The sequence below is a fragment of the Stenotrophomonas sp. CFBP8980 genome (assembly GCF_034046095.1).
Lineage (GTDB): Bacteria > Pseudomonadota > Gammaproteobacteria > Xanthomonadales > Xanthomonadaceae > Stenotrophomonas > Stenotrophomonas lacuserhaii.
The window spans coordinates 58,365-73,298 of sequence record NZ_JAXCXF010000005.1 but is presented as its reverse complement, the minus strand read 5'-3'; the positions used below and the strand labels follow the sequence as shown (position 1 = coordinate 73,298).

Genomic DNA, 14,934 nt, shown 5'->3' with positions numbered 1-14,934 from the left:
CGGCCGCTGGCCGTCCACACATCCCGGTGGGTGACGACCGTTGGTCGTCACAGGCGGGGCATAGCCCCGCTGCACTCCGCGCCGTCCTCCGATACCAGACACCCCCCACCAGCCGCATGCTGATCCCCACCATGCCGCTGCCCACCTTCCGCACCCTCGCCAACTCCCTGCTGGGCAGCCTGCTACCCCCGGTCTGCCAGATCTGCGCCGACCCCGGCGAGCGCGGCCACGAACTCTGCGGTGCCTGCAGCTTGACCCTCCCTTGGCACAGCGACGGATGCGCGCGCTGCGCACTTCCGCTGCACGAAGACGCGGACGAGCTCTGCTTCCACTGCGAAGAATCCCCGCCACCGCTGGATGCCTGCTGGGCCAGCCTGCGCTACGAAGACCCCGTGTCCGGGCTGCTGCTGCGCTATAAATTCCATTCCGACCTGGCCGCAGGGCGATTGATGGCGCAGCTGATGGCCCTCAATCCACCGCCGTGGCCGCTGGCGCCACTGGTCGCCGTGCCGCTCCATCCCCGCCGCCTGCGGCAACGCGGCTACGACCAGGCCGCAGAGCTGGCCCGCCTTATCGGCGCACCGCGCTGGAAAGGACTCCGCCGGATCCGCGCTACCGCACCGCAGTCCGAGCGCAACGCCGATGCGCGTCGGCACAACCTGGATGGTGCGTTCGGTGTTGTGGGCGAGGTGCCGGAGACGGTGGTGCTGGTGGATGACGTGATGACCACGGGCAGCACGCTGCATGCGTGTGCGCAGACGTTGCGGAAAGCAGGGTGCAAAGAGGTGAACGCGTGGGTTTGTGCGCGGGTGCCGTGATGGGGCAGGGCGGCGCGGACGCCAAACAAGACCCTGTCATGTCAGGAAGGCTTTATTGGCCTTATCCGCCCCGATGATGCCCGCAGGTGCGGAATGGAGTAGATCGAGCCACGACTGGTGAGCCGAACCAGCTGCCGCATCTTGGGCCACCATTCCAGCAGCCTCGCTGCGCGGTCGTAGTGGTTCAGTTGACGCCACCCCTTGCTCAGCACGAATACGGTCAGCCCCAAGCGGGCCACCGCTTCACGCTCCGCAGCGCGGCGCTGGTGGTGATCCTGAGTGACATGAGCCTCGATTCCGGCCTTCGCGGCTAACTCGAATAGTTCGACATCCTTGGTTCCGGAATCGACAAGGTCGCGCACGTGAACGACCTCATCGTCGTCCAACTGCGCAATGGCGTGCACTGCGCGTGCCAGCGAACGCGGAAGGTTCTCGTCTATCTGCGCCTTCACCGCGCAATCATCCGTTCGAACTCAACGGCCTTGCGAACGGCTGCAAGGGGGACCTCGAACAACCGGGCGACGCGCGATTCGTCGCCGTCTTCTCCCGCCAAGGCATCTGCGATTGCTGCGGTGGGGACGCCGGACGCGGAAAGGATCGGCTGGCCGAACTGGCGCTCCGGATCGAGCACCACCACATGACTGCCCTTCAACGGGAACCACCGCGTCGCAGCATCGTCTACCGACAGCTCGATGCCTGCCCGCAGTGAGGGGGCGACTACCTTGCGGATGACATCCTGGCGTTTGACTACGTCAACCAGGGCACGATCACCGCTGCCATCCACCAACTCCATGAAAATGCGCCGGCCGTCGGTCTTGAAGGAGGTACGAGTGAAGGGATAGTCCCGCCCCAGGCGCTCATGGAGTTCGGCGATTGTCCGGCGGACCAGATTGAGCGGAACCCCGCATGCGACGAAGGTGCGGACAAAGCGAAGTTCCACCAGATCGCGGAAGCCGATGCCGTCGATGCCTGATCCTTCCCACTGCGGAGTCCACAACGGGGGGTGATCAACCAGCTTGTCGTCCCGCCCAGCGCTGTAGCCCTTCAGCCAGCGGCGCAGGTCTGCCGGCTTACCTCCGATGAATCGCGATGCGTCGGCGAACGAGTACAGGCCTCGGCCGAGCAGTTCTAACGGTGGCAGGGCGGTTCCGATGGGGCGAGTGTAATCAATGCAGCAGCGAGCCGGGTGCGGACGGCAATCCAAAGTTCCTATGGGGACTGAAGCGGCGATCGGCCCGATAGTTGACCTACAGAAAAGCCGACGCTGGCAGGCAGCGTCGGCTTTCAGAAAGATGCAGCGTGAGGCCTTACGACTTCATTGCATGCTTGCGGGCGCGCATGACCGCATGGGTCTCCTGCACTTCCGGCAGCAGGCGGGTGACTTCGGTGCGCACCGGGGCCGGCACGTCGTTGTCGGTCAGCACGTCCTTGAAGGCCTTCAGCAGGCGATCTTCGGACTCTTCCAGTTCGGCAACGTAACCGTACTCGGTGTCGCCCAGGGTGGCGCGGATGTTGCCGTACATCTTCTGCACCGAACCGACGAAGGTGCCGTGTTCCGCCGGCTCACCGCCGGTGGCGGCAACGGTCGCGCTCAGCGAGGTGACGATGTCGGCCTTGCTGCCGGCGATGCGGGTGAACAGGGCGGCAAGTTCGGCGTCCTTCACCTTGGTGGCGGCTTCGCTGTAGAACTTCTGACCATCACGGGCGATCTCAATCAGGTCATTGAGGCTGTGTTCGATCTTGGACTGGGTGCTCATGGATAGTGCTCCGTGTGAGTGGTCGAATGGAACGGCGGGAGTGATGCCGTGCCGTTGGAGACCACCTTGGACAGGAGCGAGTCCACTGCAGGTGAGCACCGTTTGATGCGCCCGTCATGTGGCCCAACGGGGGCTGACGCTGCAGGCGTGAATCCCTTGAATGGCCACCTGCTTGGGCTCAGGCGGAGGCCTCTACCCGCAGCTGGATTCCCAGTGCACGCATCACACCCAGCACGCTGTCGAAATACAACGGACGCGTGCCGTTCAACTGCCGTCGCATGGCCTCGCTGCTGAGGCCGCACTGCTGCGCAACCAAGCTTATGCCGTGCAATTCGGCTACCAACAGCAACGAGCGCGCGAACGTGCTCTCATCGTAGTGGGCCATGTGCAGACGGCCGTCGAGGTACTCGGCCATCTCAGCGGCACGGCGGTTGGCCAGATGCGCCTTTGCCTGCTGATAGGGCGTCATTCCTGCCTCCCCGTGTCCTGCCGGGCGTCGCATCCGTTGTCAGGGTCAGCTTGCGGGTGCAGGACGACGTGGGCGCTCGTCAGGGAGGTTTCGAACTCTTCCAGCCGCCGCTCAAGACGTTCGATGAAGTGGGGCGGGAAGTCGTGCGTCTTGTCGCCCATCAGCGCGTACAGGCGTTTGGCGCTCCGGGGATGTTGCGATTCAGTCGGCGTATCCATGACGAACCTCACAAGGCTGGGGCCACCTGCGCCGAAGCGTCAGGTGGCGGGCGATGCGGGTTGGCATACCGGGTGGGTGTATAAAATGGCCGGCGGATCAGGGATCCCCACGCATCGCCCACCGTATGACCGGTGCGCGATGCAGTGCATTCTCCGCCGTGCCCAAAGGGCAAAACAGAGCCAAAAACACCCACAGACAGGATGCCAATCCCGGCTGGCGCTCTTCGTCGCCAGCAGGTTCATCCCATCAGTCAGGCGCCTTTGCGTACATGGGCAAAGTTGCAGTTTTGTGGGTGCGGTATAGGGCCGGCGCGTCGCATGGACGGCGGCGCAGGGCGTCAGTGGAAGACGACGCGTCCGGGGGGGGCTGTGATGCGGAATGCGCCGCCGATTCAAGGCAGGCCCCCGCATGACGCGGGGGCCGCCGGGCTCAATCGCGGTCGAGCTTGAGCTCCAGACCATCTGCTGTGTTGCGTACGATGATCACATCGAAATCTCGATTGCCATTGACGGCCTTGATCTCGACTTCGTCGGTGTCGTCGGTCTTGATGCTGTAGACGCCCGCACCGAACTCCTTGGATAGAGCATTGGAGATCAGCACGGCGGCCGCTTCGTGATTGGTGGCGGCCGGGATGGCGATGGCGACATTGGTGGCTTCGCCCGCTTGCGGCGTCACCGCGAGGGTGATCTCGCCATCGATCTTGGATCGGCCCTTGAGCTCGACGTTCCACTTGTTCGACGGCGCAGCGAAAGCGGGAACGGCCATGGCGAAGGCGACAGCTACGGCCAGGGACCGGGCAAGCGGGGTACGCAGGATCTTCATCGATGCCACTCCTCTGCAGGCGGGCAGGCGCCCGCGGGAGGCCGATGCTGTCGCAGGGGAGTTGGAGGGGGTGTGAAGCGTCGCTGCCCTGGCTGAACAGGCCTTCAGGAGGCCTGTTCGCGGCGTCCGGGCGATGGGCCTGGGACGCTGGGGGGAAGCAAGGGAGATGGTGCGCCCGGAGGGATTCGAACCCCCGACCAATGGCTTCGGAAGCCACTACTCTATCCGGCTGAGCTACGAGCGCATGCTACCGCATTAGCTAAAACAAAGTCTCGCAGCCATAGCTAAGTGCATAGCGGGCTACGAGGTCTGCATTCTAACGGCTTTTCTAGGAGAAATCTTCCCCTCTGTACCGCACGCTTGAGCCATCCACGTAACTGACGCATTGCAGTGCCGAACGTGCTTAGCGTCACCGCCAACGAACTAGGGTGCCAAATGAATCCGCTGCGGGCCGTAGGCGACGTCGCAGGCGGGTCGGCTTGTGCCAGTAGCCTGGCTACTCACATCAGATCTCCAGTAGGCCGCTGAAGATCGCATGGCCTACCACGATGTGCGACAAGCGAGCAGAAGTTCTGACGAACAACGCAGGCTATATCAAGTCGGCTCGCCTGCCATAAAGCGGGCCAACGGACTGCACATACGTCCCGCCAAGCAGTGCCGCTGGGCGGACTCACGTACGGGGAAAAGAATTGATGTCTGCGGATTGGGGGGCAGTCTAGATGCGGGTTTGACTTTCACGCTGGGACGGCCGAGCAGATGAGCGATGCGATCAGACGAACCCCTGTGCTGCACAAGATAAGTGACTACGTCGTTGAAAGAACGGGTGCCGTATACGGCTCCGCCCAGCCGGAAGATTTGGATCGCATATGGATCATAATCCTTATCGATCATTTGCCCTTCCCAATTCCGTGCGCCTGAAAAAAAAGGTGTCAGATAATCAAACGCCTTCTGGAGGGTAGCCGGACTACCTTCATCAGATCCTTCCTGCCAGAGAGAATGTCCAAGATGTTCAGAAATGCGGGCAAGAGCAATGAAGGACCGCAATCCGTATATTGCGTACATAAACGAGTTGGATCGCTTCATCTCACGTGGGAGCTTGCCTTCTGAATCAAATTGATCCCTTAGATTTCGCCGCGCAAGGTCCAGCATGCTGACCGCCCTGGCGCGATTGCCTCCATACAAGGAAAAGGCCATTACCTGTGCGGTATACCATGATCCATGGTTATTTCCCGACCGGCGCTCTCTTAACCCAAATTCACTTGAGACGAGCCATGTTGAAAGTTGCGAGAACCACGTTCTCAGCGAGCTGTACTCAGATGTTGACAACGCATTGCTACCCTCGAGCAGCTGAACATAGTCCAGCATCTCAATGAGCACAACGCCTTCGATAATGCCGCCGTAATACCCATCGTTGACACCAGGCTGCACAGCCGCGTGCCGAAAGTTAGGATTCATTCTCGTCTTCGGTGAAATGAACCATGACCTGAGAAGTGCTCCCGCCTTAACCGCGTACTTCGAGTCGTTAGTGTAATAATATGCGAGGGACAATGTGTTCACATCATTGACCATGGCATTGAAGCGGCCCTTATCGTACTCGGATCCATATGCTTCAGGATTTTTGAAGCCGTCTCGACGGATGTAAGGAGCTCTATCGCCGCCATCTGGAGCTGGCCAAGAGTAGGCGCCAATGGAATAAAAGTCTTGCTTCTTGCCAGATGGTGCGATTCCTCGTTTGTCTAGAACAGAGGTGACCTTCGACGCCAGTCTTGCGTCTGCCTTGGCAACCAGTTCGATCAAGGCCCGTCGTTCAGAAGAGTTCCGATCGCTGTTGATTTGATTTTTTACCCACGCCAGGTCAGATGGCTCAAAAGAGCTGAACGCATGGGCGGATAGATGCCCATCTGCAGCCGTCGCGGCCAGCGGCATCATGATGAAAATCAGGGCCAAAACAAGTCGGGTCATCTCAGTACCATCTTTGAATTTACGAGCCAGAGGATCGTCCCAAGCGTCAAGGCGACCACATGTCAATTGGGAAAGCTTCAAGCAAAGGCGTCGGATCCCAGCGCGGTGGCGGCTCGCCTCCCATTGCAATAGCCTGTTTCACAGATGTCGCAAAATTGAAGTCCTCCCTCCCACTGCCGTTGTAATAATCCTGATACTTGAATTCGGGCTCAGCGCCTGATCTCATTAGTCGTGCAGGAATGCCAAAAGATTCTGCGACGACTATGGCGTGCAGTGATGACCCTATCACGAACTCGCTGTTCTTGATGCGGCTTAGGCATTCTGCAAGCGGCTTTGTTGGTAGGAGTATCCGCGGATCTGACAGGTCATAATGGGGAAGATCATTCAGGTTGGGCACGATGGTGACGTCTGAAGCCGGTCCAGCCAGTTCATTATCTGACCATAGGCGTGAGACCAGTAGGCCGGGATCCCCATATACCTCAGGGCAACTACCGCCGTGTTCCACGACAAACCTGCGTGTCAGTGGCCCACGTACTGCCCGGAATGAAATATCTCCAAGCGCGTACTCTTTTTCGAGCGATTTCCCATTAGCTCCAATTCCCCATGCCACGTCGCCTGGACGGGCCATTGCCAGTATGGAGCCAACAGCGAGAAGGCGGCCTGAGCCTGCAACTGAGCGGCGGGATGCCAAGCGCTGACTAAGCATGCGCCTTACTATCTCCGGGCCGAGCAGGTCGCCAAAATTATTGACTTTTCTCCTTATCGGCAGGAGACGCCCAATAGGCCCCTCAAAGAGCGGCCGGCGCGGATTCCAGTGTACTACTTCGACGGGCACAGTTAGTTTTCCTTATCGTCTCGTACTTTTTTGGATTGCATCTTACTGCGGATCAGGATCTTTGCATGCACCAGCATCGATCGAGCGTTTTGTGAGACAGTGAGCGTGCCCAGGATCCACGCAGTGTAAATTCCCGCGCACGCCGAAAGGCCGGCGATGGAAGTCACGTTGTTCAGCCAAAAGCTTAATGCGTAGGAGAGTAAAGCAGGGACAGCAATCCATCCGACTGGAATCAAAGTGGTTCGCAGCAGAACGCCTGCATCCAAGCCCAAGCGCGGCATCGCTAGGCAGGTGAGAATGAGCCAGTTCAAGCAACTTCCCAGGGCTGCTGCAGAGGCCACTCCTAAAATTCCCCAATGAGAACCTATGATCATCAGGGCAATAGCAATCACCTTTGTAAAAACGCTGAATCGAAGCTGGAGCCCGGTCTCTGCTCTGGAGAGGAACACCCAGAAGTAGGGGTATGTCAGTGCCTGGAAGAAGCCGCCCAACGTCAGGATCGAGAGTACAGGGCCCGATTGCGTCCATCCAGGGCCAAAGACAATCGGAACCAAGAAGCTGGATGTAGCCGATACGAATAAGAAGAGGAGTCCGACACTAAAAACCAATGCCAAGCGACCTGTGTCGAGAAGCTCTCGGAACTGAGCGGCCGTCCCGCTTCTGGAAAGAACCGGTACCGCAACGCGGGTCATAGGCGCGGCAATTTGATTTAGGGGCACTTTAAAGAGTTGGTAGGCGCGATCATAGTAGCCCAGCTCGGTGGCACCCCAGCGTCGGCCAATTAATACACTGTCCACGTTTGATGTTGCATAGTTCAGGATCTGTACAAGACTTGTATTGATACCGAACCGCACATACGGCTTCAGATTGGCTAGCTCTCGTGGACGAGACGGTGCCCAAGGCACAGCCCATACAAGCAGTAGGCTGCTGACCAAGGCCATTGTGATCTGCTGCCATACCAGCGCCCAGTAGCCCGCGCCATTCAGCGCTGACAAGACAGCCACTCCGGTGGACACAGCGGCAGAAAGCACGTCACACCTGGCTAGCGCCCCAAAACGCAGCTGCCTGCTCAAGTCCGCCCTGTGCTGAGCCGTGGCGCATGTCAGCAGGAAGACGAACGAAAGGGCTTGGCAAACCTCCACCAGTCTTGGGTCACGGTAGAGGGTGGCCAACTGCTCCGCACAAGCATAGGACAGGCAAAAGAGCAGAACTCCCGCAGATAGGTTGAGCCAATAGAGATTGGTGCGCTCCTGTTCCGTAACTTTTTCCGCCTGCACGTAAGCTAGAGAAAGTCCAAAGTCAGAGATAACGAGTGCTAGTCCCGTGACGGCAGTCACCATCGCTACGACCCCAAAGTCATCGGCATCGAGAAGTCGCGCCAGAGCGACCATGGATCCAGCCTGCAGTATGAAACGAGCAGCCTGCCCGACCAGCGTGACAGCTGCGCCCTTCTGGGCAGTCCGCAGGAGGCTCATGCGAGGCCGTCTTTACGACTGGTCCGGCCCGCTCCGAAGGTCTGGATAAGCCTATGTGCGACCGAACGCATGACAAACCCTAGGCTCGTTTTGTGCTGAACCAGAAAACGAACCGCGAGGGAGGTGAACCGGCGCCACCGGATCTCCATAGGATACTTGCCCATGACGTGGAAATGGATCATCAGCTTCTCGATCTCTGAAACCCTGGTATCCTCCGCGATCTTGATAAGCCAGGGATGAGAGCGCGAAGGGTCGTACGTCCGCGACAACGAGCTCTTGTCACTCCTGTCAAAGAGACTGACGCCTGGGCAATTTATAAGCGAAACACCGGACAGTGCAGCGGAAAGAACGAAATCCCAGTCCTGGTGCTTCGGCAGGCTTTCGTCAAAACGAAGCCGTAGATCCCGGTGGAACACGAGACTTGATGTCTGGCAGATGTGCGGATAGCGAAAAAGAAGTGATGCGATCAGGTCGTCTCTGGATAGCGTCATCGGGAAGCGAGGCTCCCTCTCCGAGCCCACGCTGCAATAGTGCAAGGAAGTCCTGTCTAAATGCTTATGGTCGGATTGAAAGTCTCTTTGCAGAAACATGTCATCGCTGTCAAGGAGGTAGATGAACTCACCTTGAGCCTTCGTCATGCCCACGTTACGGCCTACCGCTGCACCACTGCGGCTAGAGAGGCGAATGATTCGGTCCTGAGGACGCAGACTTTTGACCGTTAAAGGTGGGATCGAACAGTCATCGACGAGGATTATCTCAACATGGTCTCCTAAGTCGCATTTAATTACAGACTTGACCGCTCTCTCTACAAGCTCCGTGCGCCCATGAGCAGGTATTACTACGGTGGCCAAGAAGCTCGCAGCCTCAGATGTAGACATCGCTGAAGCCTTTGAGCAGCTTATGACGCTGGGCATCGCCCTGCGCCAAGATGGGTTTGCCACCGGTGCGATGGTCGAACGCGTCCGTAAATGTGATCGAAGAAACGCCTATATCTTCGAAAAGGCCCTTCACCTTAGCGTTGACCATCTCGTCCACCACTGGCTGAACACGACACCCCACACTTCCAGCTACCAGAAGTACATGCAGGCGATTGGATAGGACGACTGTTCCCTGAGACAAGATCTGCTGCGCCATTTCGACAGATCTATGCTCCGAAATGAAAGTCGAATTTACATTTGAAGAAAGGACTTCGGCATCAGTCGCAAGCTCGGCCATAAACTGATCATCGCGGACGACCTGGCTGTAAAAAATTACTCTTGCAGATTCTTCAAGTGATCCCATCACGCGACGAACGAGTCGCCTTACCTGTTCGCGCGCATCGTCCGTCTGGTCGCAACGGAAGGAAAATACCAAGGTGGTTCGGTCTGGCTGGGGAATTTCATTTTTATGCTCGAGATCGAACAGGTTGAATGCGAGATCAGGAACAACTGCATCCACGGTAATGGAGCGGTCGCTTAGATATTGTTGCGAGAGGGTATCCCGGGCCAGAAGCCGATGGATCAGCATACGACGTATGCGGAACAACGTGAGATACGCGGGTGAAAACCGCTCTGCTGAAACGCCCGCAAGCACGATTCTGACGCCAGCCAGTCGCAAGCCACACAGCACGAGTGTGTTCATCACGCGTGACGGCAGTTCGCGTGCGCGAAGCGTGCCAAAATAGCCTCCTGGACTCAGGAAATAATAGCACTCGTCGCCATGTAGTCGACGCTTCAGAAGGCTAAGGAACAGTGATGCGGAACTGTCTGAGTACTCGGCACCTTCACAACTGGTAGATATCGAGTTGGCGAAGGACTCTTCGCATCTGGAGAGATCAACGAGTACCGTGGAGTATCTTGACGCGATGCGAATAAGCTCGATATTGATGAGGGCGTCGCCGAGATTCTCAAACTGGGTCTTCAGGCTGAAGAATGAATATCTTCCCATTTTATTTGGCCTCACGATTTTCTGATCCACGCGCTTTCGGGTTGGCAGATCTTTTTCTAATTAGTAAACGCATGGCCGCTCGATAGAAGTTGGAGTAATCGACGAGATATCGTTTTGAAAGCCTTTTGGGCTCTTTGAAAAGTCGATAAGGAGCTCGCAAGTTCAGTCGCTCAATGATCTTTGGGTAGTATTCGATCTCACCTTGGCTCAACTGATCGAGATAGCCTCCACAGGTGAATGCGGCGCCTCGAAAGCCGCCGTCTCGAAGGCGCAGTAGGAAGGACTCCTGATGCGGTGCGCCCATGCCGACGATCACCAAGTTGACTCCCGCCGCTACAATTTCGGGGATGAAGTCTTCAATCTCGGCTGAGTCGGCAAAAAAACCATGCCTGAGCACGGGTATCTGCAGCGAGGGGTAGGATTTGCAGATGACCCTTGCCCCGCGTTCCGCAATGCCTTTTTCAGCACCAACTAGTGCGACTCTAAGGCTGTGCTGTTCGCAGAAAGAAAAAACGAGTTGCGCGATGGAATTTCCATCGAAAGAGCGGCGATTTATTCTCTTTCCCCGGATCCGGCTGGCGAGTGACGCGAGCAGGGATCCATCGACTAGCACCTCATCAATTGCACGGAGGGAATCGAGATACGACGGCGAAGTCGACGCAACTCTAACTGAGTATGGATTGATAAAGGACACAAACCATCCGTCTCTTTTTCCCAATGCAGCATCTTTCCATTGAGTACTCACTTCGGGGGAGGCAAGTTCACTCAGCGTCCGTGTAATCTCAGTATTCATTCCTTCCCTGCAAGCTTCATTGCATCTGCGTATGCCAGATAGTGCTGGTCTGCTACCACGGCCCAGTCCCGCTTGCTCAAGAGGGGTGCACCGTGGGGGCGGTCGCAGGATCGAACTTGGTTCACTGCGTGCTCTATGATTGGAACGGACAGGTCACCGTCGTACATGTAAATCCAACCAGCACCTACCTCTGCAGCCAAGAGCTCATTGCTGCGTGAGCGAGGTACAAGGACCGGGCGTGACAGTGACAATGCAACCAGTACTGCCCCCGAGTTGTGCATCTCTTTGTAGGGTAGGATTACAAGTTCAGCCAACTGCAGTTCGTTTCCAAGCACGTCGTCTGGAACAAAACGTAGGTCGCTGCTTACGCGCTGGTCTGTCACGCACGCGCGTTCGACTAAGGTTCGAAGTTCCGAGGTGGGATTGCCGAGGATCCGCAGTGAGAGACCTTCCGCCCTAAGCTCCGAAAAAACTTCAATTAGGCGTTCTACCCCTTTGTAGGGGCGAATGAGGCCGAAGTAGAGGAGTCGCCCCTGGGTGGAGGCACTACGTTGATCGACGCTGAAGCGTCCTATGTAGTGACCGTGCAGGATAGTGCGTAGCGGCTTTTTTCTGGGCGGTGTGTCTTCGTTCAACCTCACATCGAGAGTTGTAAGCGCGTCGCACCAAGCGAGCAGCTTTTTCTCCAGCGCCGTACCTGACTCGTGGGGCTTGAGATTGTGCAGCGTCCTGACGACAGGGATTCGAGCTACCTTAAGACGAAGCATGAAGGCAGCGAACAAAGCCGCTCGAACCAGTCGGACTGGGAGATGAGGCGATCTAAGCAGAAACTCGGGCCAGTGGACATGGAAAACGTCATAGCGCCCTAGTAGGGCGGTGCGCCAAGAGAAAAACGAGAATCGCGAAGCAATGGGTGCTTCGACGGTCAGTTGATCAACAAATCTTGTGGTTCCATCTGGTGGCGCGAGTGAGAGTAGCGTGTGTATGACCGGCCTGCGGTCTATTTCAAAAGATGTCATTGCAGGTAGCTCCTGACGTGGGCGAGGGGGTATATGGTTCAGACCTTATTGAGGCCTTTGTGAACCCCACGCTGCCCCTACAATTGCCCAGAGCGCAACGATCACTCCCGGCCCGGTGAGATGGCTATGAATGAAGCAGGCGATCAGCAGTCCTGCTATGAATACCTTTAGCGGAAACAAGTGCGCGCTTGAAGGGCCCTTTGCGGAGACGCTTCCCAGCATGGCCAGAAGAAGCAGCACTTCCAGGAGTAGTCCGGGTGCGCCCGCGCTTATCAGAGTCCGAAGCCACTCTGACTCGGGAGACATCCAGCTGAGCTCGCTGGGGGACACCGGCCAACCATTCTCGGCTGATTCATAAACACCATATCCCCAGCCGCTCATGGGTCTATGCATCGCTGCAGGGATCGTCTCTGTTATCCACTTGCTCACCCTGAATCCCAGCGTTTCTGGGAGCCACGCATATTGACTGACACTATCAAAGGATCCCGCAGCCTGCTGATCCACGCGCTGCGCGATGAAAGCACCGAAAACCTGCCATCCCAGCGCTATACCGACGAGGGCGGTCGTCACCATCCACAACCGGACCCTTACTTTGGCGGCAATGGCCAATCCGATCGCCAACGATAGCGCGGTCGTCGCAAAGGTGACCGTTGCTAGCTGACCAACGAATGCGGTTACCCACATCGCCGCTGTGCGGATTGTCTTGACGCGCTGCTGCCTGCCAAGTATGAGTGCACCGCCGAGCAAGGCAAGGACCGCGCACAGATAGGCCCCGAGTCCTATCTGATGCCCGATTAGACTGGTGGCACGGATTTCTCTGGAAATTGCCAATCGCTGTTCCAGTCCGGACGTTCGCACGACCTGGAGCATCAGTTCATTGACGCCGGGAAGCCGAAGCATCTGTGCGATAGCAATGGCAGCGACGAGCACTGATGGAATGCAGAAGAACATGGCAAAGCGAATGAATCCTCGTTCGTCGGCGACTGTTAGCCTTGCTGGCCAGCTCGACAGGTACGCAAGTGCCCACAGCGCAATTGACCCCATATTAGGTGTATGACGAAGTGTTGCCGCGTTGTACATCTCAATGAGAGTAATCCAGCCGAGGAACGCTACGGCCAAAAAGTCGATTCTGCGCCAGTTGCGGATTACTGCGCTGATGCCATGGCGGGCCAGCGTTAGAGCTATCGCGATGCAAACGAATATTGCAGTGACCGCGTAGGTGCCCGCGACATTAACGCCGATCGTTGCTCCGCCTATTCCGAGACAGAGTGCTACAGTAGAGCCGACGGGAAGGGCCAGTGTGGCTTTTCCATGTGCGCGCACGTTTGAGACATTCATCGAATTAGTCCTTCCGGAACAAATCGCGCGTGTAAACCTTCGATTTGACATCCGTAAGGTCATCGGTCAGACGATTTGCAATGATGATGTCGACGTCTCTCTTGAACTTGGCAAGGTCTGTTTCAACTCTGGAGCTATAGAATTCGGTCTGGGCAAGAACCGGCTCATAAACGACCACTTCTATCCCCTTTGCCTTGATTCTTTTCATTACTCCCTGGATGGCAGAGGCGCGGAAATTGTCCGATCCCGCCTTCATGACCAGGCGGTAGATGCCAACGACCTTCGGCTTACGGCGGAGGACTTCCTCAGCTATGAAATCCTTGCGGGTGCGGTTGGATTCCACGATTGCGTGGATGATGTTCTGCGGCACGTTGCTGTAGTTAGCCAGCAACTGCTTGGTATCCTTCGGCAGGCAGTAGCCGCCGTATCCGAATGATGGATTGTTGTAGTGGTCGCCGATGCGGGGATCAAGGCTGACGCCCTCGATGATCTGGCCCGTATCCATGCCGGCAGCAGCGGCATAGGTATCCAGTTCATTGAAATAAGCTACCCGCATTGCCAAGTAGGTGTTGGCGAAAAGCTTGATCGCCTCCGCCTCACTTGCATCGGTGAAAAGGATCGGCACGTCCTTGCGGATTGCGCCTTCCATCAACAGTCCGGCGAAAGCGGTCGCGCGTTCGGATCGCTCTCCTACGATGATCCGACTCGGATGCAGGTTGTCGTGGAGCGCTTTGCCCTCGCGCAGGAATTCGGGCGAAAACAGGATGTTCCGGGTGTTGAAACGTTCGCGCAGCTTTGTGGTGCAGCCCACCGGGATGGTTGACTTGATCACCATCACGGCATCCGGGTTGATTTCCAGTACGTCCCTGATGACCGACTCAACCGAGGAGATGTTGAAGTAGTTGGTCTGGACGTCGTAGTCCGTCGGGGTTGCGATGATGACGAACGTTGCCCCCTCGTACGCCTCGCGACGATCAAGCGTGGCTACAAGGTCCAAGGGCTTGTTACGCAGGAAATCCTCGATCTCGCGATCTTCGATCGGTGCCTGTCGCGCGTTGATCTTGTGCACCCGCTCTGCATTGATATCAAACGCAACAACCTGATGATGCTGTGCAAGCAACACGGCGTTGGATAGGCCGACATATCCTGTCCCGGCCACGGCAATCTTCATTGCGGGGGAATCCTTCGTCTCTTTGACGCACTTCTGTGGGGAGGCAGGAATGGCAAGCCCAGCTACGATGCGTGTCCCCTCACACGCACCTCTGTTCGCCATTACCCGTTACTGATGGAACTTGTCGCGCGAGTACCCCTGTAGGGATGTCTCTGGCGAGCGTAGGGAATCGTACTACAGGCAGATGCGACAGCGCCTACCGGACAACGCCTCAATTATGTTGACGCACTGGCGTGATTCATTCTTGGGCTCCAGTGAATGAACTCGGTTGCTTCTTGTGCCGGTCTTTCCAGCTCGCCTGGCATCGTCCAATTGACGCCACTCGGTAGC

General features: G+C 57.3%; 16 protein-coding genes and 1 tRNA gene. 1 reads left to right on the top strand and 16 read right to left on the bottom strand.

Going from position 1 to position 14,934, the window contains the following annotated elements:
- The first annotated feature begins 116 nt into the window (after window positions 1-116).
- Complete coding sequence (locus SOM47_RS12090) at window positions 117-818, top strand: ComFC family protein (protein ID WP_320505711.1); 702 nt, start codon at window positions 117-119, stop codon at window positions 816-818.
- A 41-nt stretch (window positions 819-859) separates the two neighbouring features.
- Here the strand turns inward: SOM47_RS12090 and SOM47_RS12085 are convergent, their stop codons facing one another.
- The 16 genes from SOM47_RS12085 to SOM47_RS12010 all read right to left on the bottom strand — a co-directional run bounded on the left by SOM47_RS12085 (window position 860) and on the right by SOM47_RS12010 (window position 14,604).
- The gene (locus tag SOM47_RS12085; protein WP_320505710.1) at window positions 860-1,270 is read right to left on the bottom strand and encodes a PIN-like domain-containing protein; all 411 of its coding nucleotides are present in this window, start codon (window positions 1,268-1,270) and stop codon (window positions 860-862) included.
- Complete coding sequence (locus tag SOM47_RS12080; RefSeq protein ID WP_320505709.1) at window positions 1,267-2,022, bottom strand: DUF433 domain-containing protein; 756 nt, start codon at window positions 2,020-2,022, stop codon at window positions 1,267-1,269. The genes SOM47_RS12085 and SOM47_RS12080 overlap by 4 nt, the downstream gene beginning before the upstream one ends.
- A 103-nt stretch (window positions 2,023-2,125) precedes the next feature.
- Window positions 2,126-2,575: a PA2169 family four-helix-bundle protein gene (locus SOM47_RS12075; protein WP_042613224.1), complete on the bottom strand. Its 450-nt coding sequence runs from the start codon at window positions 2,573-2,575 to the stop codon at window positions 2,126-2,128.
- 178 nt (window positions 2,576-2,753) lie between these two features.
- Window positions 2,754-3,044 (bottom strand): helix-turn-helix domain-containing transcriptional regulator, encoded by a 291-nt coding sequence (locus tag SOM47_RS12070; protein ID WP_320505708.1) that lies wholly within the window; start codon window positions 3,042-3,044, stop codon window positions 2,754-2,756.
- Complete coding sequence (locus SOM47_RS12065) at window positions 3,041-3,262, bottom strand: hypothetical protein (RefSeq protein WP_152620605.1); 222 nt, start codon at window positions 3,260-3,262, stop codon at window positions 3,041-3,043. Before SOM47_RS12065 ends, SOM47_RS12070 begins: the two co-directional genes overlap by 4 nt.
- Window positions 3,263-3,692: 430 nt before the next feature.
- Window positions 3,693-4,085 carry a hypothetical protein gene (locus SOM47_RS12060; protein ID WP_320505707.1) on the bottom strand — a complete coding sequence of 131 codons (393 nt, stop codon included), beginning with the start codon at window positions 4,083-4,085 and terminating at the stop codon, window positions 3,693-3,695.
- A 167-nt stretch (window positions 4,086-4,252) separates the two neighbouring features.
- Window positions 4,253-4,329 (bottom strand) — tRNA-Arg (locus SOM47_RS12055).
- 350 nt (window positions 4,330-4,679) lie between these two features.
- Window positions 4,680-6,047 carry an alginate lyase family protein gene (locus SOM47_RS12050; RefSeq protein ID WP_320505706.1) on the bottom strand — a complete coding sequence of 456 codons (1,368 nt, stop codon included), beginning with the start codon at window positions 6,045-6,047 and terminating at the stop codon, window positions 4,680-4,682.
- A 46-nt stretch (window positions 6,048-6,093) separates the two neighbouring features.
- The gene (locus tag SOM47_RS12045) at window positions 6,094-6,882 is read right to left on the bottom strand and encodes a polysaccharide pyruvyl transferase family protein (protein ID WP_320505705.1); all 789 of its coding nucleotides are present in this window, start codon (window positions 6,880-6,882) and stop codon (window positions 6,094-6,096) included.
- 2 nt (window positions 6,883-6,884) lie between these two features.
- Window positions 6,885-8,357: a lipopolysaccharide biosynthesis protein gene (locus tag SOM47_RS12040; protein WP_320505704.1), complete on the bottom strand. Its 1,473-nt coding sequence runs from the start codon at window positions 8,355-8,357 to the stop codon at window positions 6,885-6,887.
- Window positions 8,354-9,235: a glycosyltransferase family 2 protein gene (locus SOM47_RS12035; RefSeq protein WP_320505703.1), complete on the bottom strand. Its 882-nt coding sequence runs from the start codon at window positions 9,233-9,235 to the stop codon at window positions 8,354-8,356. The genes SOM47_RS12040 and SOM47_RS12035 overlap by 4 nt, the downstream gene beginning before the upstream one ends.
- Window positions 9,222-10,313, bottom strand: a complete 1,092-nt coding sequence (locus SOM47_RS12030; protein WP_320505702.1) for a polysaccharide pyruvyl transferase family protein — start codon at window positions 10,311-10,313, stop codon at window positions 9,222-9,224. Before SOM47_RS12030 ends, SOM47_RS12035 begins: the two co-directional genes overlap by 14 nt.
- Window positions 10,285-11,076, bottom strand: coding sequence for a WecB/TagA/CpsF family glycosyltransferase (locus tag SOM47_RS12025; protein ID WP_320505701.1), 792 nt, complete (start codon window positions 11,074-11,076; stop codon window positions 10,285-10,287). The genes SOM47_RS12030 and SOM47_RS12025 overlap by 29 nt, the downstream gene beginning before the upstream one ends.
- On the bottom strand, window positions 11,073-12,095 hold the full coding sequence (locus SOM47_RS12020) for a glycosyltransferase (protein WP_320505700.1): 1,023 nt from the start codon (window positions 12,093-12,095) through the stop codon (window positions 11,073-11,075). The genes SOM47_RS12025 and SOM47_RS12020 overlap by 4 nt, the downstream gene beginning before the upstream one ends.
- Window positions 12,096-12,140: 45 nt before the next feature.
- Complete coding sequence (locus SOM47_RS12015; protein ID WP_320505699.1) at window positions 12,141-13,433, bottom strand: O-antigen ligase family protein; 1,293 nt, start codon at window positions 13,431-13,433, stop codon at window positions 12,141-12,143.
- A gap of 4 nt (window positions 13,434-13,437) precedes the next feature.
- Window positions 13,438-14,604, bottom strand: coding sequence for a nucleotide sugar dehydrogenase (locus tag SOM47_RS12010; RefSeq protein ID WP_320505698.1), 1,167 nt, complete (start codon window positions 14,602-14,604; stop codon window positions 13,438-13,440).
- Between the last annotated feature and the right edge of the window lie 330 nt (window positions 14,605-14,934).

Coding starts and splice junctions, on each gene's coding strand:
- SOM47_RS12090 (WP_320505711.1), top strand. CDS start 117: ATGCTGATCCCCACCATGCCGCTGCCCACCTTCCGCACCCTCGCCAAC.
- SOM47_RS12075 (WP_042613224.1), bottom strand. CDS start 2,575: ATGAGCACCCAGTCCAAGATCGAACACAGCCTCAATGACCTGATTGAG.
- SOM47_RS12070 (WP_320505708.1), bottom strand. CDS start 3,044: ATGACGCCCTATCAGCAGGCAAAGGCGCATCTGGCCAACCGCCGTGCC.
- SOM47_RS12065 (WP_152620605.1), bottom strand. CDS start 3,262: ATGGATACGCCGACTGAATCGCAACATCCCCGGAGCGCCAAACGCCTG.
- SOM47_RS12060 (WP_320505707.1), bottom strand. CDS start 4,085: ATGAAGATCCTGCGTACCCCGCTTGCCCGGTCCCTGGCCGTAGCTGTC.
- SOM47_RS12050 (WP_320505706.1), bottom strand. CDS start 6,047: ATGACCCGACTTGTTTTGGCCCTGATTTTCATCATGATGCCGCTGGCC.
- SOM47_RS12040 (WP_320505704.1), bottom strand. CDS start 8,357: ATGAGCCTCCTGCGGACTGCCCAGAAGGGCGCAGCTGTCACGCTGGTC.
- SOM47_RS12035 (WP_320505703.1), bottom strand. CDS start 9,235: ATGTCTACATCTGAGGCTGCGAGCTTCTTGGCCACCGTAGTAATACCT.
- SOM47_RS12025 (WP_320505701.1), bottom strand. CDS start 11,076: ATGAATACTGAGATTACACGGACGCTGAGTGAACTTGCCTCCCCCGAA.
- SOM47_RS12020 (WP_320505700.1), bottom strand. CDS start 12,095: ATGACATCTTTTGAAATAGACCGCAGGCCGGTCATACACACGCTACTC.
- SOM47_RS12015 (WP_320505699.1), bottom strand. CDS start 13,433: ATGAATGTCTCAAACGTGCGCGCACATGGAAAAGCCACACTGGCCCTT.
- SOM47_RS12010 (WP_320505698.1), bottom strand. CDS start 14,604: ATGAAGATTGCCGTGGCCGGGACAGGATATGTCGGCCTATCCAACGCC.